A 22,086-nucleotide genomic window follows, 5' to 3' on the forward strand; every position below is an offset into this window, starting at 1 on the left:
ACATCTCCTATACTACCTCCCGTAAAGATATGCCCAAACAGGAGTGTATGTATTTTTTCGGATGTTGGCAAGTGGCCCTTTTTATGTACATAAATTAGCTGCCGTTTCCTACATTTCTAGTCTGCCATAAACAAGAATGACAAAGCTCATAATACCAAAGGTAAAAATATATAAGTTATTAGACAATTAACAAACTAAGGAGATTGTATGGATGGATAATATCTTGAAGGATTTTAGGTTGAATAGTAAGGTTCCTGATGCGGTAATTGAAAATTACAAAAATGTAGTTCCTCTAGAAATTATAAATCTATGGCAAGATTATGGATTTGGATTATTTATGCAAGGCTATTTAAAAAGCGTTAACCCAGAGGAGTACGTTGATATCTTACATGAGAGTAGTCAAAGATATACTGATTCAGTAGTATTATTTTCAACAGGTATGGGAGATTTAGTGATTTGGGCTGATGGTTATGTAAGGTTGCTGAACTATAGATTAGGTGTACTTAAAACTGTTATGCCCAATTTTTTATACTTTTTTAAAAGTTTGGAGTCGGAAAAATTTAGAGTTGAATATTTAAAGTGGCAACCATATCCTGAAGCGGTAGAAATATATGGAGAAGTATCTTATGATGAATGCTTCGGTTATACACCTCTATTAGGTCTAGGGGGAGCAGAAAAAGTAGAGAACTTAAAAAAGGTTAAATTGAAGGAACATATTCTTATGATTACTGAATTTATGGGACCAGTTCAGTAATGTTCAAGAGTATGTTACAGAATTAACTATAAGCACTTGATTGCCTTATTGGGCAACAGGTGTTTTTGTTTTTTGTTAGAAATTTTAACTTTGGACGACATTGGATGAATAAGTTTTCAAAGTTGTAGTTCGCATCCTCATTACGAACTTTACTTGTGAAATTTCTAGGTTTATTTGACTTTCTAGTATACGGAGGCTGGTTCCTTACAGCCTCAACCATTGGATTCTCAAATTTTCCTCTGTCAATGAGTGCTAAAATAGGATATTCATAAGAAGCAAAGGAACTTTTTGGTTCTTTCTTATTTTAATGGCAGGCTGCAATGTCGAGAACACGATGGATTAGTTTGAATCCTTTCGCACGACAATAAAATGAATTTAATTAGGTAAATAAAAAGGAGTGACTTCGGATGGAGAAATTATCTTTTTTAAAACAATACAGAAAAAGTATCGAGTTTGTCCCTGTGCTTTTTACTCACCTGTAACGAAATGAATCGTTTCCAGCATTTCCTCCCATCTCTCGCGGGGATGAAGTTGCAGGTGAACAGGTGTATCTTCAGCTTCTGTATATTCTGCGATCCATATGCCGTTGTTGGAGGGTAAAAAGAACAGAATATTCGCGAGCAAAGGGTCCGCTTCCAAGTCTGGCAGATTGAAAATAGAAATGTTATTCAGTGACCAGTTATGGGCATTCAATGCTTTTAAAAATTGACTAAAGGCTGCTTTTTCTTCAGGCAAAAAGTAAGTATCCACAGCTAGTTTTTCTACATTTTCTGGATTGCTCAGCTGATCGAAATCGCCTTCAGTAAGGTGGAAAGCCAAGTCTTCCTTAAACTGAATATCCTTGAATGAATAATAATCTGCTATATGTCCAGCCAATTCATCGCTTGTTATATAGGCAAATTCATGCATGATATCCCTGTCGATTAAATGAGACAGCCATGTATCACCATCAACTTTATGGATCATCATTATATGTTGTTCTGGTTGATGCGAACAACGGATCATCCATTTAGATTCAACATAGGATTTGATGAAGTTTTCCATTTCTACACTTATAGGTGCCTCGTTTATAGCTTCTCTCTCATAATCCCAAAGTTGTTTGAGAATCAGCTGGTGTATAGTTGCTTGCATGACACTGTCCCAAACTTCCGGACTCCGAGTTCCCAATGAAGATTCGGCTATTCCCTTCCCCACTTCAGGATAACCACTGAATGTCACTAATAATGCCAACTCCTCCGTGGTGCATGTAAGCACAGGTTTCATTTTTTACATCTTCCTTTCAACCAATCTACTCTTTCTCTCCCAATTATCTAGTTGCTATATCTAACAAAATACAAAATATTACCCTTTAGAAAATTTTACGTACGATTCCCATGAACATCTCATAAAAAATAATGCTCCCAATGAACATGGCCAAAACAGATCCAAGCATATACAGTTTCCTCTTCCACCACGGATGTTTTAACAATTTCTTATATATATATGGACCGACTCCAATTAGAAAGCCCATAATGAAATTCACTGTTTTCTGGTAGGCGGTGGCCGGGTTTTCATAAGTACCCCATTCATAATATTCCATCATCACGTTTCCAAGCATTAACAGCAAAAAACTATACGTAATTTGAACAATAAACCACATCACAATAGCATTATCTAGATAAAAAAGAACTTCCTCCATACACATTTCCACCTTATATTACATTCTATTTTATTTAAACCAGCTTTTGACTGACTTATAGACATTCCCCACACCATTGGCGCCTTTTTCACCCAGGTCCTTGATCTCATCTCCTAACATTGTGCTGGCGACTCCGCCAACTAGTCCACCGACAGCTCCGCCTACCACAACTCCAAGAGGTCCTCCTAAACTGCCAATCATGGCTCCAGCTTTTGCGCCAACTGCGATTGCACCAAGGTCTCCTGCTATAGAAGCTGTAGCTCTTCCAATTTTCTCGACCCTGGTCTTTCCGGCGTTTTCAGGGTTTACAAGTTCACCGAAACCAGCAGCCACACTAATAAGAGAGCCCACTAGCGGGATTCTTTTACCTACAGTAGTGAAACCTTTCGCTTCAGCAACTGTTCGGGCAACCTCCTTTGCTCCAAGCGTAATTCGTTTTTCAAAAGCTTTCGTTAAAGTTGACGCTTTCATCATAGTAGCATTTTTCGGAAAACCAGCTGCATGTTTTAGAAGGGAAGCCGGACTGGTATAGGAGGTAACAAACTTATGCAGCTGTTTAGCAATAAGGTTCGAAGGAGTGGACTTCGAAAAATCGTAGATCAACTTAGCCGTCTTGCTGCTATAACGCCCTTTACTGGTCCAGGATGCATCTGCCGAAACAGAGAACTTATATCCACCCTTTAATCGTTGCCATAAAGAAGGCCTGCCATCAATATAGTCAATATCCAATCTGCGAGAAATTGCCAGAGCCGCTCCAACACCAGTTGTCTGGCTCCCTATAAGAGCTATATCAAATAAGCTCATCTTTTGATTCATTGCTTCAAAATATTTTAGTATGTCATAAATTGATGAGGACTTTTTGTCTAAACCTTCACCTTTAGGCTTAGACCTTTGATGCAACATCTCCTTGGTACAATGCTCAGCTCCGAATGCTCGATTCCATGAAACCACGAGAGATTCGGCCTTCTTATTCACCGAATTCTCTGCAGCGGTATATCCCTCTACAGATTTATTTATAAAACCATACAACTCATCCAGACGTTGTTCTAACCTCGATATTGAATTGCCTGCTTTTGCAAGGTTGGCTCCAATCGAACGTCGTCCAGAAATCCTGGCATCTAAACTCTCTTTCACTTGATACACATCATCTTGTATGATACCAACTTTAGAAGCAAGCTGCTTGACTTCAGGATTTAAGCTATGAACAAACCCACCCTTAAATTTTATTGACTGCAATGTCCGAAAGACCTCCTAAAATTTTAGAAAATAAAGGTAATTAATTATTAATATCTAATATTCATAGTGCTTCGTCAAATGATATCATTTTGGAGGAGCAAAGGGACGGTTCTCGTGCTCCAAAGCGGTGGGGCCTATCCTTCGCTTTTTTTCTATAATATCACCGAAGTTTGTCGAATGGAAAACGGTTTTTTGTTCCTTCGGTTGGATTACCCTTTACCCATACTTTGGTTTCATGTTTGGTAGATGAAGACGAAATTGAAGAATACAGAAGGAATGTAAGGCAGGAGATGGAGCGGCAGGTATACGAACCGATAGCGGAGGAGCACATGAACGATAATATATGAATATCGAGGAATGCTCCCTGCCTTTGCTGGAGCCAGGAGGGGGAATCAATCCGTATGAGAGACATATTGGTGCCACTTATTATATTGGATCTAGATTCAGATATGAGAGCATGGAAAATGATGGACGACCGATAAAGCGTTTAATAGAATCGATTGGCATCTATGATGGAATGGACAACTATAAATTTGATAAGTATGGTAATCTATACAATGAAATTTTATATGCTGTCTTAGGAGGTGTAGAAATTTCAGATTTGCATACGAGCGGATTGCGGGAGAGCTGATGGTAGACGGGAACAAGTCCTATACTGTAGGTAACGATTTAATGAATGCTATTACCAGGGAAATCCGCAGGTTGCAGGACAAGGCGGAGGCGCTGCGATGAGCCGGGTGCAGATCAAGGTGGATGAGCTGGAGGAATTCGCCTGGCAAATCGGGAAGGCGGAACAGGAGTGCGACCAGGCGCTGAATGCGATCAACTGGCACTTCAATTCCCTGCTCGCCAATTTCCCCGGAGCGGTGCCAGGCTATATACATAACCTCGAGGCGGATTTCAAGTATTCCGTTAAGCGATATAAAAGCAAGCTCGACGATGCGCAGCGGCTGATCAAGCTGACGGCAGCGAAAATGGCAGAGGCAGACCGGAAGATGTCCGGGAAAGCCGGCAACTTCCTGCTTGAGATGCTGGGCTGGTACGACCTCCTGCGTCTCACTGGCGAATACGACCCGGTGACAGGGGAGAAACTCTCAGCCGGGGACAAGACACTAGCCTCCATCATGCTGGGGCTGTCGATTTTTCCACCGGCAAAAGCAGTCGGAGTGGGAGGGAAAGTCGCCGTTGCCGGAGCGAAGGCAGGCAAGGCGGGATCCAAGGTCGATTTCCCGATTCTCGCCAAGGACTCGAAGGTTTTCATGTCGGTCAAGAACGTCCTCGACACAGGAAAGGTCCGCCAGACCTTCAAGAAAGTCTACGATGACGTCGTCGTCGGCCCGCTCGCCGCAACCAAAGTCTGGTTCGACAACGTCGTCAAGAAGATCGGCGACGTGCCTATCCCGATGAACCTCCAAGTCCAACTCGTTGGAGTGGGTGCCTACCGCACAACCGTCCGGGAAGCTTTCCAGGAAGCGAAGGAACAGATTTCGAGGATTGTGGCGGGGAAGAGTGATGAGGTTGGTAAGGGTGCGGGTAAAGAATATAAAAACAATAAGGCTGTAGAGTATAATGGTACTGCTAAAATTAATGGAGAAGTAAGGGATACTAGCAGACGAGTTTTTCAAAGGATAGATATTAATTATGAGAGAGTGGACCCTAAAACTGGTAAGACAAATTATCAATTAATGAAAAGTGGAAGACCTCCAATTTGGAAAGATGGGACGAAAATAGAACTTCATCATCTAATCCAAAGAGAACCTGAATCAATGGTGGAGCTCCCGAGTAGTATGCATAAAGAATATGATAGAATACTGCATGGTTTAGTGGAAAATGGTGGAAGCTTTAGAAATGACCCTGTTTTGAAAAAGCAATATGAAAACTTTAGATCGAAATATTGGAGATGGAGAGCTAAACAAATAGATAAAGGTGAATTGTAAAAGGAGAAATTCTAAATGAATAAAGAGGAATTAACTGATTTTATAAACAGAAATATGGAACCAGATGATTTTACTGGAGGAGTAGATGTAAAACAAATTGATTATGTTCAAGATACCCTAAAGTTAAAATTGCCAGAAAGTTATAAGTGGTTTTTATATAATTATGGGTCTGGTGGTTTATATGGTGTAGATATTTTAGGAGTGGCTAAGTCTAATATTGCTACTGTTGTTATTGAAACGGAGAGTTATAGGGATTTAGGAATGAGTGAGAATTTAATAGTTATTCAAGATATAGATGAATATGCCTATTGTTTAGATACAAGCAATATGGTGAATAATGAGTGCCCAGTAATAGCGTGGAATAAACAAGGAGGACTTGATGACTACAATACGGCCGAAAATTTTTATGAGTTTTTATCACAAAGGTTGTTGGATGCAAAAGAAGCTTGGGAAGAAGATTTTTAAGATAGAAAAATAGAAAGAAATTATAAATGAGATTAAAGAAAACCAAGAACTCTTGATGGTGTACCATCAAGAGTTTTTATAATGATGTTTTATTTTTGGAAAATTGTACTATAATTAGACGTGATTACATTTCAATCAAATAGTAATGAAGTATTTTATATTGCACTTGATTGCCTTATTAGGTAACAGGTGTTTTTGTTTTTTGTTAGAAATTTAACTTTGCATTGGATGATGCTTTAGAAAAAGAAACGAAATTAGAAGGGGAGAAGGCCTTTGAGGTCTGGCCAGTAGAAGTAGTACAATTGGCGAACCCTTCAATAGCCCTTTAGGGTTTGGTCAGTAACAAAGGCTTTCAGCCGCAGGGAAAACCACCCGTTATCTCACTGGTGGTTTTTATTCAATCATAATCTAAATAGATAGTAGCATTTGTTTTATCTGTGTTTTGATCAGTTAAGATTATACTTGCTTTTAATTAAAGACATGGGGAACTGTTCCACCACATCCTTAATCAGAGTTTTGTGCGGGTAAAACCATCCTCATTTCACTCTACGGGCTCAATCCTCACAGCACATGCCTTAAACTCCGCAGTCCCAGCAAGTGGGTCAGTAGCAGAATTCGTTAAGACATTCGTGCTTGCCTGATCAGGGAAGTGGAAGGACATGAAGACTAAGCCTTTTGGCTGCTTTTTGCTGATGTTGATTTTGGTCACGACACTTCCTCTTCTGGAGCTTACCTTTACTTGATCTCCGTCTTTGAATCCATATTTTGCAGCATCCTCAGCATGAATCTCTAATGATTCTTCCGCATTTTTCACTTTTTTATAATATCTTGTTTGCACACCTGTATTGTAAAATTGCAGTCTGCGCCCGGTCGTCAGCATCAAAGGGAATTCTTCATCCGGCTCCTCTGCAGGGGGCTGGTAGTGGGTTGGCATAAATTTCGCTTTCATTCCTATGTCTTTTGACCAGAGTCGGCTGTAAAGGAATGGGGTTCCTGGATGGTTTTCATCTGGACACGGCCATTGCAGGCCGCCTTCTTTGTCAATACGTTGGTATGTGATCCCGGCAAAATTTGGCGCAAGCTTGCGAATTTCTTCCCAGATTTCTTCCGCAGACTGATAGTTCCACTTCGCTCCCATTTTATTGGCGATATCCTGGATGATATCATGATCATGCCGGGAAACTCCTGGTCCTTTTAAAGCAGGGCGGACGCGTTGAACCCGGCGTTCGGAGTTGACCAGTGTCCCATCATTTTCAGCCCAGCCTGTTGCCGGAAGGACGACATCGGCAAGCATCGCCGTTCTTGTCATTAAAATGTCCTGGACTACGAGAAAATCGAGGTCTTTAAATATCTTTTCCACCTGGTTTCCGTTGGCATCGGATTGGACCGGGTTTTCGCCGATTACATAGACCGCCTTAATTTCATTTTTCTCCATTGCCTCGAGCATCAATGTTTGATGCTTGCCGATCTTTTCAGGAACTGGAGCACCCCATACTTGTTCATGCAATTTTCTTCCTTCAGGATCGTCGTAATTCCAACCGCCAACGAGCCTGTTCGGCAGGGCTCCCATATCGCCGCCGCCCTGGACATTATTTTGTCCCCGGAGTGGATTGAGCCCGGAGCCATACTTCCCGATATGGCCGGTCAATAATGCTAAGTTAATTAAAGCAAAGACATTTTCGGTTCCGTTATGATGTTCTGTAATCCCCAATGTCCAGCAGATCGTTGCTTTATCCGCATTTGCGTAAAGCCTGGCGATGTCCCGGATATCATCCGCAGGAATGCCAGTGACATGCTCCGCGAATTCCGGGGTGTAGTTTTTGACCTCTTCCTTATACTTCTCGAACTGTGCTGTAGCCTTTTGGAGGAATTCTTTATTCACTAAGTCCTCTTCGATGATGACATGACCCATCGCATTCGCCAGCGCAATATCGGTTCCAACCCGGACCGGCAGCCATTTGTAAGCCAGTTTCGTTTGGTCAATTTGGCGGGGGTCTATGACGACCATTTTTGTCCCATTCTTGAAGCCGCGGCGCATATGGTTAAAAATAATCGGGTGACATTCCTGGGTGTTGCTTCCCCAGACAAGAATCACATCGGTGTTCTCGAGTTCGTCATAAGACCCCGTTGCAGCACCCATACCGAACACAGTCACCAGACCGGTGACGCTTGGAGCGTGTCAGGTTCGGTTGCAGCTGTCGATATTATTAGTACCGATGACCGTCCGCATGAATTTTCCGGCTAAATAATTCAATTCATTGGTCGATCTTGAAGAACTGAAGCAGCCAAAGGCATCTGGGCCATGTTTTTCTTTGATATCCGCAAATTTATCGGCAATCAGAGTCAATGCTTCTTCCCAGCTCGCAGGTGTCAGCTCTCCATTTTTCCGGATCAGCGGCTGGGTCAGCCTCCGGTCGCTATGGAGATATCCCCATCCCAGTGCGCCTTTTACACAGGTTTCCCCATGGCTTGAAGGGTTTTCCTTATATCCTTTTACTTTGCTAATCTTGTTATCTTCCGTTTCGACGACAAGACCGCATCCTGTCCCGCAAAAACCGCATATCGTTTCCACTTGATTTGGTTGCGCATGCATGCCGGTTTTATACCCCCTTAATCTATTTCTTCTACAATTCGATCTGGCCTTGTATACACATTCAATGAATTTTTCCGAATAAAGCCAACAGTCGTCATTCCCAATTCCTCTGCAAGCTCGAGTGCCATTTCTGTCGGTGCGGATTTCGATAACACCACCTCACAGCCGATTTTGGCAACCTTTGTGACGATTTCAGACGAGATCCGCCCGCTGAACACGATGATTTTATCTTCCAATGAAATTTGATGACGCAGACAGTAGCCATATATTTTATCCAGGGCGTTATGGCGTCCGATATCCAGGCGGGACAGCAAGACACCGTTTCTCGTGCACAATGCCGCATTGTGGACCCCGCCTGTTTCCTGGAAAATAGCTGAACGATTTTGCATCTCTTCCATTAATCGAAAACAATCCTGATAGGTTAATCGAACATTCACCTGTTTGAAATGGTGCGATAATCTCGCATCGTTAAAGAAGACAAAGCCCTGTCTGTTTTTGCCGCAGCAGGAGGTGATATACCGCTTCGAGTGAAACTTTTCATAAAAAGGATTGCTGTAACTTGTCTTCACATGGATAAAACCTTCTTTTTCCTGAACCCATAAATCTTCGATGTCGGCGAATTTTCTGATCACACCTTCTGAAGCTAAAAAACCGATAACCATCTCCTCAATGTCTTCAGGTGTACAGACCAGAGTAGCAAACTCTTTTTCATTCAATTTAATCGTATACGGCTTTTCGGTCGCAATATCGTCGTCTATTGTTTCAACGTTCCCATTTTCATAATGGGTAATGGTTCGTTTCGTTCTCGTCATTTTCACGATTCTTGTTTCCTCCCCGTCCAAAAACAAAATAGGAAGAACGTAAATCTAAGCTGTTATTTCTGATTCATTTTGTTTTCGAAGTTTAGCCATATCGACTCTGATCAGCAGGGAAATAATGAAGGCAGCGACAAATAAGCCGGCAAACACCGATAAGCTGCCGGCATACGAACCGGTCGTATCCTTTATATAGGCGGCAAACATGGGTCCGACCAGGCCGGCAGCTGCCCACGCTGTCAAAATGTAGCCATGGATGGCGCCAAGCTGTTTTGTGCCAAATAAATCACCAATATAGGCTGGAATCGACGCGAATCCCCCGCCATAGCACGTATAAATGACCGCAAGCATCACCTGGAAAAGAAGGGCATTCGTCGTGTGCGGAAGCATGAAAAACAATCCGATTTGCAAGACGAAGAAGGTTGTATACGTATTCGGCCGTCCAATGAAATCTGAAATGGATGCCCAGCCAATCCGGCCCAGGCCATTGAAAATCCCGATTGCGCCAACCATAGCGGCAGCGGCGGCAGTTCCAATTCCAATCGACTCCATCGCGAGGGGTTTAGCCACCGCCAAAATCGCAATGCCGCAGGTGACATTGATGAACAGCATCAGCCATAAATACCAGAAACGGGTTGTTTTTACCGCTTCGTTCGCCGTGAGCTGTGAAAGATCCATTACTGGTTTTGCGGCACCGGACTCGACCTTCTCCTTAAAGCCCTCCGGCATCCATCCCTCAGGTGGCTTTTCCAAATACAAAGACGATGCGGTCATTAAAATGAAGTAAACACTTCCTAGAATGAAAAACGTGTTTGTGACGCCAACACTTTCAATCAAACTGTTCATGATCGGGCTGGAAACGGCTGCAGCAAAGCCGAATCCCATGATTGCGAGCCCCGTGGCAAGCCCGCGCCGGTCAGGGAACCATTTTACGAGCGTTGACACCGGTGCAATATAGCCAACACCAAGGCCAATACCGCCTAAAACTCCGTAAAAGAGATAAAGAAGAATCTTTGAACCTAGCAAGACGGCAATACCAGAACCAGCAATCCCGATTCCAAAAAAGGTCGCCGCCAGTAACCCTGACTTCTTCGGACCATGCTTTTCCACAAAATGGCCCAAAAATGCCGCCGCAAGACCCAGGAACAAAATTGCGATACTGAAGGAAAGGGCCACTTCAGAATCTGACCAGCCAAACAAATCTTTTAACGGGTTCGTAAAATTACTCCAAGCGTAAACAGAACCAATCGAGATATGAATCCCCACAGCGGCAGCAGCAATCAACCAGCGATTCTTCTTCGTTTCAGCCATTCACTGTTTCCCCCTTTATTAACTTGTTTATAGCTTCGATACACTTTATGACAATAAATGTTACGAAATTCAGAAATTTTAATTTTAGAAGGAATAATGAAGAGAGAGGAAGGCAGGAACTAGATAGGGGACAGTTCCTTCGCTGGAAAATGCTACCTTCGGATTGGAGGTCAAACCACGGTCATCACTCCAAGTTTATATTGGAGCATTTATTGTCCATTTGGAAAAAGTAGGCCAAAAGCACCCAATTTCATAAATTTCAGAAAATTCTATTGAATTAAACGTTTTCTATCCTGTAAACTTTTAGGTGAACCAGTTATGAACCAGTTGGTTATAGATTTGGTTCAGATGTCAGAAGGAGGTTTAAGGAATGAAGAAAACAGTTCTATTCAGTATGCTTTCACTCATCTTAATTTTCCCCTTCATCACGACTTACCCCGATAGTGAAGCTCACGCCCAGGAAGCAGTTGAAAACCTTGGCACCATGAATTACACAGTTGGTATTCTCAATTCGGAAGTGGGGACAGGTCCACATGGTGGTGAAGCGATTTTCGCTATTTCCAATGGAAGCCCCGCAATGTTGAACGTCATTGATGCTAAGACCGGTGAAAATATTTCAACCCACCCTCTTCCTGGAGCGTCGCAGGCATGGGGAACTGCCAAGGACCCTTTTGGAAACGTTTACATAGCTGGAGGGTCGAAATTATTCAGGTATATTCCATCCTCGGACATTGTGGATGACCTGGGGAGGGCTACTTCTTCGGAAACCACTCTTTGGCATATTAAATCTGATGAGGAAGGCAGGATCTTTGGCGGGACATTCCCGAATGGGAAGCTGTTTATGTATGATCCAGCAACGAACCAGTTCACTGATTTCGGCTCGATGGTTGAGGGGGAACAATATTCCCGGAGTATTGCCATCTACAAGGATAAAGCATTCGTGGGGATTGGCACTAAGGCACATCTAATCGAATTTGATGTCAATACCCGTGAAAAACGTGAAATTGCACTCCCGGAAAAATACAAGAGTGAGAAAATGGTCTACGACCTTGATATTGCCAAACACCTGCTGTTTGCGAGAATTACAGATTCCTCCACTCTTTTAGTTTACGATTTGAAAAAAGGAGAATGGGTGAATGAAGTAAGCGGGGTAAAAGGGGTCAAGGTTTCACCTGCAGGGCCGCAAAATCTTGTTTATTTCAACAAGGATAATGAGTTGCATTCTTATAGTTTACTAGACCATACAGTTAAGGCGTTGGGATTCAAGGATGCATGGAGCAATAAGGGATTTGGCTGGGTCCATCTTGGCGAACCGGGTTTTACCGGCCCAAGTCTTGTCAGTGTGTTGTTCAACGGAAGGTATTGGATTTACAATCCAAAGTCTGGACAGCATAAGTTTATGCAGGCGGATATGGAAGGCCAGCCGACAACGATCCAATCAATCGGTACAGGGCCAGATGGCAACATCTATACAAGCGGCTACCTTGCAGGAGGATTTTCGAAATATTCCCCAACAGATAACAAGATTACGAGATTCACAGGATTTGGCCAGGCTGAGAATATGATTTCGACTGATAAGTATTTATATCTCGGTGTATATGCGGGGGCAGATATTTATCAGTACAATCCGGACTTGCCTTATGATCATGATCCGACAAATGTAACTGAAGCTACTAATCCAAAACGGCTATTTTCATTACGGCCTTATGGCCAGGACCGTCCATTTGGCTTTGCGCAAGGTGACGGCAAAGTATTTATCGGCACTGTCCCTGACTATGGCAAACTGGGAGGAGCCTTGACGATTCTTGATGAAGCTTCGCATCAATATCAAGTATTCCGCAATGTGGTTCAGGATCAGAGTGTCATCTCACTGCAGTATCGAAATGGGTTAGTATTCGGCGGCACAAGCGTTTCTGGCGGCCTCGGAATCAGCCCTGTCGCCCAGGAGGCGAAACTGTTCATTTTTGACCCTGCTACTAAGGAAAAGGTTTATGAAGGAACACCGCTGCCAGGAGAAAAAGCGATTGGCGCGCTCGCATTTGATGATGAGGGATACTTATGGGGAATGAGCCCGGGAAAAATCTTTAAATTTGATATTGAAAAGCGCGAAGTCATCGCATCCAAAGAATTATTTCCCTTCGACTGGACCAAAGTCGGCCACTACTGGAGGGGGGCATTCTTAAGCTTTGATGCAGATGGTCATTTTTACGGAACATCTACTGGAAAGCTGTTCAAGTTTAATCCTGACTCATGGGAAGTCGAGATACTTGAGACGAATGCTGCACTTTTTGCCAAAGACATGCAGGGTGACCTTTACTTTGCGCGAGGTTCAGAGCTATTGAGATTTGACAGATAAAGAATCATGGATTGAGGCTCTTTTCACAACCAGATGCGGAAAGAGCCTTCAATATCAGGATAGGAGGTTTTTCAGTGAATAAACAATCATTGAGCAGGATGCTTGGATTCTTTTTGTGCCTGGTTCTTTTCATGCCATACATGCCTGCAGCTAATGCGGAAGGCTCTAATTCAGATCCTTTCCCCGAATTTTCCCCGCCTATCGAATTGGGGGCTCCGCTCAATAGCTCACCAACCATATATGATGGCGCCGCTGGAAAAGAGGATGGGGTTGATGTCCTTTACACGACTTCCAAAAGTGTTCCAGCGATGTTCAATGTCATCGATCTCGATAATAACAAGCTGCTGAGAAGCCTTCCTTTAGGGGGAGCAGCAGATTCCTGGCAGCACGAAGTCGCCCCAGACGGCACGGTTTATATCGCTGCTGGGAAATTTTTATGGAGGTATTCACCTGTGACTAAGCAGGTGGAAGCACTTGTCCAAATACCGGAAGCATCTCTATGGGCACTTGCGGTGGATGAAAAGAGCAATGCTTATATTGGCACCTACCCAAGTGGCAAGGTATTCAAATATGACAAACAAACCGATGTTCTCCGTGACTACGGAAAAATGATCGGGGAAATCTCACAGGAATATGTAAGGTCCATGGATTACCATGAAGGTTTTATCTATGCTGGTACCGCTCATAAGAAAATCATGAAGTTGAACGTTGAGACTGGCGAAAAAGTGGATATTGCCGGAAGCTTGGATGAAAGCGGTTTTGTATATGACCTGAATGTTGTCGATGGAAAATATCTGTTTGCCCGTTACTCTGATTCAAAAAAGATGTACATTTATGACCTGGAGCAGGAAAAATGGGCAGATATTGTCATTCCGGATGTGAATGGCCTGCATGTAGCAGATTCTCTAAATAATAAAGTATATTTAATCAGCGGCAAAAAACTGAAATTCGTTGATCTCACAACCCTGGAAATCGGTGAGACGAACATCTCCTATGGCAGTGGCTTAAGGGGTGCTGACTGGGTTGAAATTGAGGGTGATGAAAGATTGCCTGGCAAGAGCCTTGCGACAATCACTTTTGATGGCAAGGTCATTTTTTTTAACATCGAGACAGAAACCATGGTTCAATATCCATCTGTCGTACCTCCAACACCGAATGTCACCAATAAAATCATGAGCTATTCCGATGACTCTATCTATATCAGCGGCATGACAGGTGCAACAGGTGCCGTATTGAATCCAAAGACAGGGGAGTTCAGCAAAATGTCTTTGGGGCAGGCGGATACCATCCATGAGATGGATAGGAAGGTCTATTTCGGGGTTTATCCGGAAGGAAGCGTCCATGTAGTGGATCCCGCGAAAAACCCGACAGGTCCTGCTGAGAAGTTATTCGTTGTAGGCAATGAGCAGGATCGTCTTCATAGTATGGCTCATGGCGGCGGGAATCTGTTCATTGGAAGTATTCCCACTTATGGAAAACTCGGAGGCGCGCTGACAGTTTACAACCCTGGGACGAAGACACATAAGGTATTCAGGAATATTGTTCCTAACCAAAGCATTCAGGGATTGGCCTATAAGGATGGATTAGTCTATGGGTCAACTGGCATTTACGGCGGCCTTGGCAGCACACCAACAGAAGACGAGGCGAAAATTTTTGTTTGGGATCCTAACACTGAATCCGTTTTAAAAATGGCCAGCCTGAAGCTTGAAGGTCTGGATAAACCGGAGCATATTGGCGAATTGAAAGTTGGCCCGGAGGATGGTTTGATCTGGGGAGCTTCCAAAGGCTTTGTTTTTGCATTGGATCCTAACTCATTGGATGTCGTGAAAAGTGTGGAAGTGGATAAGGTGCCGGAGCAGGGAGCATGGAACGCAATCCACCTCGAATGGTCGGAAACAGGGCTCCTTTATGCCAATATCGGCAGCAAATTGTATGTAGTTGATCCTGAAACCTTGCAGCATCGCTTTATCACGAATACGGTATCGTATGATATTGGGGAAGACGGCGATATTTATTTTGCCCGTCTGGACAACAGGACCCTTGTATCAAAAATTGAAGTAATCGAGGATGGAGAGTATTCATGGGAGGAAATGGAGGTCCGGAATCCCGGTTTTGAAGATGATTTTGAAGGCTGGACTTCGATGTTCGGGACAGCTCCCGACCATCATTACGAAGTATCGGCTGATAGGCCATACTCAGGTTCAAAAAGCTTGAAGATCCTCGACCAGACGAGAGAGAATTCAGTCGCCGTATACAGTGAAGCAATCACCGTCGTTCCTGGTGAAGTCTATAAAGGCACGGCGATGATGAACGTCGCATCAGGAACACCGAGTCTGCTTGTGCGAATGTATGACAAGAATGGGAAACAGCTTCATGAAGAATATGTCCAAGTGAGATCAGGATATGGTGAATGGCAGAAGGTCGAAGTGCCAATCAGGGCGCCAAAGGAAGCTTCCGTTGCCAGGTTGTTTGCCTTAAGCACATCATATGCTATGGCCGATGCGTATTTTGACCAATTCGGTTTATATGAAAGGGTTAAACCTTCTGAAGTCCTGCAAAAAGTAGAGCTGGAGGTTGAAACAACAACTTTAACAAGAGGAAATGCCACAAAGTTCAAAGTTATTGGCACAAAAGGTGACGGGGAGGCTGTGGACCTCAAGGAAAGTGAAATCATTTCCTCAGATCCATCAGTCGTTCAGGTGGAGCGCGATTCCTTGTTAGCGAATGACCCTGGGACCGCAAAAATCCATGCAAAGGTTGTCTGGAGAGGGAAAACAGTGACTTCCAATGAAGTTGAAGTGAAAGTTGACGCAACGTTCGAATCGATAAAAAACTGGATTCAAAAACAAACAGCCAATGAAGCAATCCCTTTAAGTCTGAACCAACAGCTACTCAACCACTTGCACGAGGCGGAATACCATTACCAAAAAGGTTCAATAGACCAATCCAGCCATCATTTAAATAAGATGGAAGAATTGATTGTCAAATTGGATGCCAGGGAAAGCCTTACTGTAAAAGAACAATTGCTGAATGACATAAGTTATTTAAAAGGGAAAATTCAATAAACAAGAAGAACAGGCAGCACTTCCGTTTTCCATTAAAAGTGCTGCCTGTTTATTTTCGTTATAGTTTCGGAAATGACGTTAAGAGCTGCAATATTTATACACCAGATATGAACCACTTTTTTAAGAAGGCTATGTTAAAGACCAGTGTTGATTTTTAATATTTGTTGGTTGGTGCGGAAGGCATCATGTAGACATTAGCGGTAGTTCGGGGCAGGGGGGGAGACCCCCTGAGGCCGCAAAGCACCGAGGAGCCTCCCGGCACGCCAGTGGAAAGCGCAGTGCCAGGGAGCCTTAGAAAAAGAGTTTGTTATAAACAAAGTTCATAAATATGAGCATTCCTGTTTGGAAGAGCACTCTCAAAAGCCATGAATTCACAAATCGCTCCAAAGGATAGATTTTCCTTAAAAAGAGATCAAAAGGGGGAAAGAAGAGGAAAGGTCACTGAAATGGTAAATTACGGAGAAAAATGAACATGAAGTATTAATAAATTGTTATGATGGAAAATGAAGGAAGCATTGGGCGATACTCAAGGTACGTTCCTATGCTGCCTATGTATGTATCTAAGCTTCCTTTGATTTTAGAATTTCATTTACAAACTCTATTTCTTCTTCATCCTGGAAGCCGATGAAAAAGACCTTTTCAATTTGGTCATGATTAAATAGAAACATATAATCTTCGTTTAAATTTCCTTCTGGGTAGAGGCAAGCAATATAATCCCATATTTTATCGGATTTTATTTCCTTTTGCTGCCTTCCATAAATCATGATTCTTTTTGTCCCGCCCTTAAGCAATACAATTGAACCAATTGGCAAATATTTCTTCATTATTTCCACGCCCTACCTTGCGCGTAACATACTAATTCCTAATACTGTAGCTGGAAAAAGCGCCAGTATAGATCCAATAAAGAACTGATAAGATGGCTTTACAGTATCCGGATGGATGAAGGTTGCCTCTCTTATAATTATTAAAACAGCAAATATTAGAGCACTAATTCCTACAGCTGAAATAGACCCTATCACATATGCCTTTCGACTGTTCACTCCCCTGAATTTTGGTGAAGAGATGAATAAAGACAATACAAGAAGAATGACAGAAGCTGCCAGATATAGGAGAAAGGTTAGCTGAAAGTAGTTTACTTGCTCAATAATCCGCCCATCCCTAACTCCAATCGTAAACATCCCATTTGATGTTAGGAGGAGTTGAATGCTCATTACTAGCAGGAAAAAGAATATATAGCGCCCTAGCTTAACCCAAGTTTCATACTTTTTAGATAGTAAAAATCCATAACCAAAGAGAACAATCGAAAAAATTAGTAAAATGATAAAACTTATATTTAACCAACTTGGAAGGACTGAGAAGGACTGAGAAGGACTGTATATTTATTAGTGTAATAAACAGGCTGATCATGAAGAAAGCTATAGTCACGAATCTGATGTTTTTTCGCATTTCTTTAGGGTTTGTATATACAAACCGAGTTTTAACTGTTTTCATCGTGTTCCCCTCTCTATTTAGTTAACAGCAGAGGCAACATTTCTGACTTGGTCTCTCTTAGAATGACCTTGTTACCTACATCTGAATAGACAGTGGTGGCTGCTTTGATATTACCGGACTCAGTTACAACAATTGTCATGGTAGTTTCCCTGTGACGAATGCTTTCAGTCAAAAAAAAGATGGCATTTTGGGATTGAACTGCATTTAAAATAGCATGAATTGATTTCGGAGGTAAGTTCAAACTTTTACAGTGTGTGTAAAAAGCCTCTTCTTCTTTTTGAGTTGGTTGATTGATATTATTTTCTCCTCCTACTGGCGGGGAAATGCACCTATCTTGGTGATACACTGCCACCAAGATAGACTTTAGGAGTGAAGAACCTCGAACAAGCGTTGTTTGATTGAACAACTTGCTTATTTACTACACAATAATTATTAGTGTGTAAGTTTATGCAATGTTCACACCTTTTAAAGGCTTGATCCCGCGCTACCCAAATTTTAATTGATCTTTGAGGATTTTTTGTATTTGTTTTATTTATACTTTCTTTTCTCTTTTTATTTTTAGGGCCAAACTCTTTTGGAAAGTTTCCGTTTAATATATCGTCGGTTATTTGGGATGCCTTGATTCTGGCTTCTTCTTTTGTTAAGAGATTGTGAGGAATCACCTGATGATACAGTTCAAAAGGCAAGGTATAACTTATGTTAACGATGGATTTGGAATCACTGACAATATTTAAGGCATACTTGTTCTCTCTTTTTTTTACCATATCAGGTGAAAGCATGTGTATCGTCTTCAATACTATCATTCCGTTTGAAGTTACATTGTAGGAAACGCTTCCAATCTTGCCGCTATTGTTCTTGAGGTTCATCCGATTCACTGCGTTGATCGGCAAGCAAACTTTCACATCCAATTGAACATCATTTTTTTTGTTATCCATGTTTGCCTCAAAAAAATAGTACTGGTCCAATTCTATGTCTTTTAATTGGTGGAAAGTCATCTCTTTAAATAGTACTTCAACTTTAATCCTACCTTTTATGTAACTAAGTGAGACATTCTCTATTTTAGCCATAAAGACAAACTCCTTTGAGGTTAATTCATTATATATATCGGTCGAAAAATTCCGAATTCAACCTTGGAGTGCTCTAAATAACGATCGATAGCGATACAAGTCATTGCATTAATGGCTAGATAAAACAAATCGGCGGTCATCATACTGAAATACCTGGAAAAAATGACGGTTCTTGTGCTTCATTCCTTGATATAAGGAATGAAGCACGAGAACCGTCCCCATGCTTCAGCTTAACTTTATTTTATTGTGATTTTGGTGGCTTTGCTTGTGTTTCCTGCTTTGTCTTTTGAGTATGCGTATAGGACTTTGCCTTTTTTCTGCTTGGCGATTTTGATTGAGAAGCTTCCGGATTTGCTGGCTGTTGTTGTTCCGATTACCTTGCTTCCGGATTTTACGAAAACTTTTGAGTAGGCTTCTGATTTACCGGTAATCTTTGTTGAACGGCTGGTCACAGTCTGGATTGAAGGAGCTCTCGGCGCAGTTTTGTCGATTACAACCGTTTTTGCGGAAGGGCTGTAGTTCCCTGCCTTGTCATTTGCCGTAGCGTAAACAACGGTTCCTGCTTTAAGGCTATTCTTTATCTTCAGGGAAAAGTTTCCGTATTTATCGGCCGTTGCATAGCCTAGCGTTGTTTTTCCTGCCTTGATTTTGACCCGGGAGCCTGCCTCTGATTTTCCGGATACCTTTTTATCATAATCTTTCACAGTATGAATCGTCGGTTTTAGTGGCGCAGTTTTATCGACTACAGTCACTTGGATCGTCTTGCTTACATTTCCAGCTTTATCTGCGGCGTATACCGTTAGGACCGTTCCCGCTTTCTGGGCTGATTTTAAAGTAACAGAAAAATTCCCGCTTTTGTTTGTATTAGCATAACCCAATGTTGTCTTTCCTTTTTTAACTGTTACCTTTGAATATGGTTCAGCCTTTCCAGTCACTTTTTTATCGTAATCTTTTACCTGGTTGACTGTCGGAACAAGAGGCGCAGTTTTATCCACTACTGTTACAGTGGTTGCTTTGCTCGTGTTTCCGGCAGCGTCTTTAGCTGTAACCGATAAAGTTGTTCCGGCTTTCTGGGCTGATTTTAAAGTAACAGAGAAGCTGCCATACTTATCTGCTAGTGCAGTGCCTAATTTTGTGCTCCCTGCATTTACTATTACTGTGCTTCCTGCTTCAGCCTTCCCGCTGACCTTCTTGTCATAATCTCTTACTTGATTGACAACAGGTGCACCTGGCGCAGTTTTATCCAGTACCTTTATCGTTGCCTTTTCACTCTGATTCCCAGCTGAATCGACTGCATGGATTTTGATAATTGTCCCAGCTTTTTGTTTAGGTATGGCAATCGTGAAATTTCCCTCCGCGGTTGTAACGGCCTGGCCGATTTTAACATTGTTGACCTCGGCGGAAACTTTGCTGCCAGGTTCGGCTTTTCCCTTTATTTGAGTGTCCAGATCGCTGACCGGATTCACCGTCGGTTTTGCTGGCGGAAATGTATCGGCTTGATCTTCACTCACGAATGTGTAGGTAACATCGGTGCCTTTGTCAGCTGGGATTGAAAAATCTTCCCTATTGGAAATGCTTTTAACAACTGAGCCGCCGCCTCTCAAAGCAAGGGGAGGCCCATAGTACAACCTTGGTTTGAGTGAGTTGAACTCTTCGGCGCCTTTAAATCCATGGAGTCCGGTTTTGTTCTTAAGCAGCAGGGCGGCGCGGAAATTCGTCATGAACTTGCCAAACGAAAGACCTGGACTAATATATTTTTTTACCGCATTTTCTACTGCTTTGTAGTCGTTGTCATAACTTTTCAGGATTTCGCCGAAGATTGCGTTGCCTTGGGTGGATTGCTGCTTAACATACTGGCCAAATAAATATGAGAGGGAGTAGTTGGCCAGTGTATCACCATTATAGTCCCAGTAGAGCAATGAATGGCCGTTGGCAATTGAATTCGATTGGTTATAGTAGTCGATCCTGTCAGTTAAGGCCTGGTTCGTATAGACTTGCTCAGCCGCCATAGCCAAGGCTTCATCCAGCCAAACATCCATATCTTTGCCGCCCTCAACGAAGACATTCTGATTGTAGTTGACCATATGCTGGAATTCATGGGCAAGAGTTGTATAGGATTCAGTTACATCCTTATAAGCTGAAGTGCCCATTAATGGATACGTATCAATATAGAAGATTTCCGATTTGTTGGAATAGTTAATATTATGTAGGTCACCTGCATAAAAATAGCCGCCGATGAACCCCCCATACCCCGAAAAGCCATCCTGGATATCATAAGTGAGGATATTGATTTTTCCATCCCCGTTCACATCCGACTCTTTCGCAAAGTTGCTAGTGATGGCAGGGTGGATGTTCTGGTCGAATTCCTTGCCAAGCTTTTGAGCGTCGGTTAGAGTGATCTGGTTGTTGTGCACCCATACATTCGTTTTTGTACCTGTGTATAACAGGGTTGCATTGATCTGCTCATCAGTATTCCTTGAAAAATTGTATACCCAGAAGGATTTAGTCTGCCCTACCTGATAGACAGCTTTCTTCGTGAACAAATTCAACCTTTTATCTTTATTTGTTTGCGAATCAAACGGGCGCTTTACATCAAGGCGATATGAGCTTTGATCCAGCATTTTATTGAAAGAATATTTGCTGTTATTGATTTTGAATTGGCCTGAACTTTGTTGTTGGTCCCCAAAAATAGACTCATTGCTGATGATTCCGTAACCAGTTTGGGCAGGAGTGCTGCCTTCAGGGGTATAGAAAGGATTCCGGACTTTGAAAAGGAGCGTATCAGCATAATAGGAATCAAATAGACTCTCAGAAACCCCCGCTCTCATATAAATGAATTCTTTTCCCGAATATTCATTCTTCCCAATAGTAATCCCGAGTCCCAATTTGTTATATCCGTACGTGTCAAAGTCTGCACTGCCAATGTAAGATAACTTGCTGTTATTGTCTGTAAGGAACTCTACTGTAAGATATTGATCTTTAATATAGCTGTACTCTGAATCATAGAGCAATTGAATTTCCATTTTATCCAAGGAATCTTCTGTTATTGTTTTAAAAGTGATTCCGTGATGAGAACTGCCATCAAAAAGGTTGCCGGCAAACTCTCCGTCTGATTTAAGTGGATAGGATGCTGGATCCAAGTAAGAAAAACTCTTATCCCCGTTCCTTTCTTCTTTTGGCAGTTTGCCAGTTTTCAAGTCCGTCGTGAGGCGCATGGTCCCTCTTTCTGATGGATTCTCTTCTGCGAATACGGATAGTGGCATAAACAATAGGAAAACGGCCGTGAAAACGCTAATGATTTTTTTCATTTTCTCATCC

16 protein-coding genes are annotated in these 22,086 nt (G+C 42.4%); 6 read left to right on the forward strand and 10 right to left on the reverse strand.

What is annotated here, in order from left to right:
- Nucleotides 1-211: 211 nt before the first annotated feature.
- Nucleotides 212-754, forward strand: coding sequence for a T6SS immunity protein Tdi1 domain-containing protein (locus JJQ88_RS19850; protein WP_210367777.1), 543 nt, complete (start codon nucleotides 212-214; stop codon nucleotides 752-754).
- Between the two features lie 468 nt (nucleotides 755-1,222).
- Here JJQ88_RS19850 and JJQ88_RS19855 read toward each other — a convergent pair whose 3' ends face one another.
- The 3 genes from JJQ88_RS19855 to JJQ88_RS19865 all read right to left on the reverse strand — a co-directional run bounded on the left by JJQ88_RS19855 (nucleotide 1,223) and on the right by JJQ88_RS19865 (nucleotide 3,668).
- Nucleotides 1,223-2,017, reverse strand: coding sequence for a hypothetical protein (locus JJQ88_RS19855; RefSeq protein ID WP_210367778.1), 795 nt, complete (start codon nucleotides 2,015-2,017; stop codon nucleotides 1,223-1,225).
- An 85-nt stretch (nucleotides 2,018-2,102) separates the two neighbouring features.
- A complete protein-coding gene (locus tag JJQ88_RS19860) occupies nucleotides 2,103-2,432 on the reverse strand; it encodes a hypothetical protein (RefSeq protein WP_210367779.1) in 330 nt (109 codons plus the stop codon).
- A gap of 30 nt (nucleotides 2,433-2,462) precedes the next feature.
- Nucleotides 2,463-3,668, reverse strand: a complete 1,206-nt coding sequence (locus JJQ88_RS19865; RefSeq protein ID WP_210367780.1) for a hypothetical protein — start codon at nucleotides 3,666-3,668, stop codon at nucleotides 2,463-2,465.
- A gap of 343 nt (nucleotides 3,669-4,011) precedes the next feature.
- Here JJQ88_RS19865 and JJQ88_RS19870 point away from each other — a divergent pair, with 343 nt between their 5' ends.
- The 3 genes from JJQ88_RS19870 (at nucleotide 4,012) to JJQ88_RS19880 (ending at nucleotide 6,070) form a co-directional block, all read left to right on the forward strand.
- A complete protein-coding gene (locus JJQ88_RS19870) occupies nucleotides 4,012-4,299 on the forward strand; it encodes a hypothetical protein (protein WP_210367781.1) in 288 nt (95 codons plus the stop codon).
- 97 nt (nucleotides 4,300-4,396) lie between these two features.
- On the forward strand, nucleotides 4,397-5,605 hold the full coding sequence (locus tag JJQ88_RS19875) for an HNH/ENDO VII family nuclease (protein WP_210367782.1): 1,209 nt from the start codon (nucleotides 4,397-4,399) through the stop codon (nucleotides 5,603-5,605).
- A gap of 15 nt (nucleotides 5,606-5,620) precedes the next feature.
- Nucleotides 5,621-6,070 (forward strand): SMI1/KNR4 family protein, encoded by a 450-nt coding sequence (locus tag JJQ88_RS19880; protein ID WP_210367783.1) that lies wholly within the window; start codon nucleotides 5,621-5,623, stop codon nucleotides 6,068-6,070.
- A gap of 541 nt (nucleotides 6,071-6,611) precedes the next feature.
- On the opposite strand, the gene fdhF is transcribed toward JJQ88_RS19880, so the two are convergent.
- Genes fdhF through JJQ88_RS19900 form a run of 3 tightly spaced genes read right to left on the reverse strand, consistent with a single transcriptional unit; the run spans nucleotide 6,612 to nucleotide 10,789 of the window.
- Nucleotides 6,612-8,663 carry a formate dehydrogenase subunit alpha gene (gene fdhF, locus JJQ88_RS19885; protein WP_246861311.1) on the reverse strand — a complete coding sequence of 684 codons (2,052 nt, stop codon included), beginning with the start codon at nucleotides 8,661-8,663 and terminating at the stop codon, nucleotides 6,612-6,614.
- A gap of 17 nt (nucleotides 8,664-8,680) precedes the next feature.
- Complete coding sequence (gene fdhD, locus JJQ88_RS19895) at nucleotides 8,681-9,481, reverse strand: formate dehydrogenase accessory sulfurtransferase FdhD (protein ID WP_210367786.1); 801 nt, start codon at nucleotides 9,479-9,481, stop codon at nucleotides 8,681-8,683.
- 48 nt (nucleotides 9,482-9,529) lie between these two features.
- Nucleotides 9,530-10,789, reverse strand: coding sequence for an L-lactate MFS transporter (locus JJQ88_RS19900; RefSeq protein WP_210367787.1), 1,260 nt, complete (start codon nucleotides 10,787-10,789; stop codon nucleotides 9,530-9,532).
- Nucleotides 10,790-11,159: 370 nt separating this feature from the next.
- On the opposite strand from JJQ88_RS19900, the gene JJQ88_RS19905 reads away from it, so the two are divergent.
- The gene (locus JJQ88_RS19905; protein WP_210367788.1) at nucleotides 11,160-13,145 is read left to right on the forward strand and encodes a ligand-binding sensor domain-containing protein; all 1,986 of its coding nucleotides are present in this window, start codon (nucleotides 11,160-11,162) and stop codon (nucleotides 13,143-13,145) included.
- A gap of 74 nt (nucleotides 13,146-13,219) precedes the next feature.
- Entirely contained in the window at nucleotides 13,220-16,210 is a 2,991-nt protein-coding gene (locus JJQ88_RS21745; RefSeq protein ID WP_349237164.1) for an FIMAH domain-containing protein, read from the forward strand.
- A 560-nt stretch (nucleotides 16,211-16,770) separates the two neighbouring features.
- Here the strand turns inward: JJQ88_RS21745 and JJQ88_RS19915 are convergent.
- The 4 genes from JJQ88_RS19915 to JJQ88_RS19930 all read right to left on the reverse strand — a co-directional run bounded on the left by JJQ88_RS19915 (nucleotide 16,771) and on the right by JJQ88_RS19930 (nucleotide 22,076).
- Entirely contained in the window at nucleotides 16,771-17,034 is a 264-nt protein-coding gene (locus tag JJQ88_RS19915) for a DUF4176 domain-containing protein (protein WP_246861312.1), read from the reverse strand.
- A 680-nt stretch (nucleotides 17,035-17,714) separates the two neighbouring features.
- Nucleotides 17,715-18,047 carry a hypothetical protein gene (locus JJQ88_RS19920; protein ID WP_210367790.1) on the reverse strand — a complete coding sequence of 111 codons (333 nt, stop codon included), beginning with the start codon at nucleotides 18,045-18,047 and terminating at the stop codon, nucleotides 17,715-17,717.
- Nucleotides 18,031-18,768: a hypothetical protein gene (locus JJQ88_RS19925; protein WP_210367791.1), complete on the reverse strand. Its 738-nt coding sequence runs from the start codon at nucleotides 18,766-18,768 to the stop codon at nucleotides 18,031-18,033. The genes JJQ88_RS19920 and JJQ88_RS19925 overlap by 17 nt, the downstream gene beginning before the upstream one ends.
- A gap of 236 nt (nucleotides 18,769-19,004) precedes the next feature.
- Nucleotides 19,005-22,076: an Ig-like domain-containing protein gene (locus JJQ88_RS19930; RefSeq protein ID WP_210367792.1), complete on the reverse strand. Its 3,072-nt coding sequence runs from the start codon at nucleotides 22,074-22,076 to the stop codon at nucleotides 19,005-19,007.
- Nucleotides 22,077-22,086: the final 10 nt, after the last annotated feature.

Source organism: Bacillus sp. REN3 (genome assembly GCF_017912555.1).
Taxonomy (GTDB): domain Bacteria; phylum Bacillota; class Bacilli; order Bacillales; family Cytobacillaceae; genus Mesobacillus.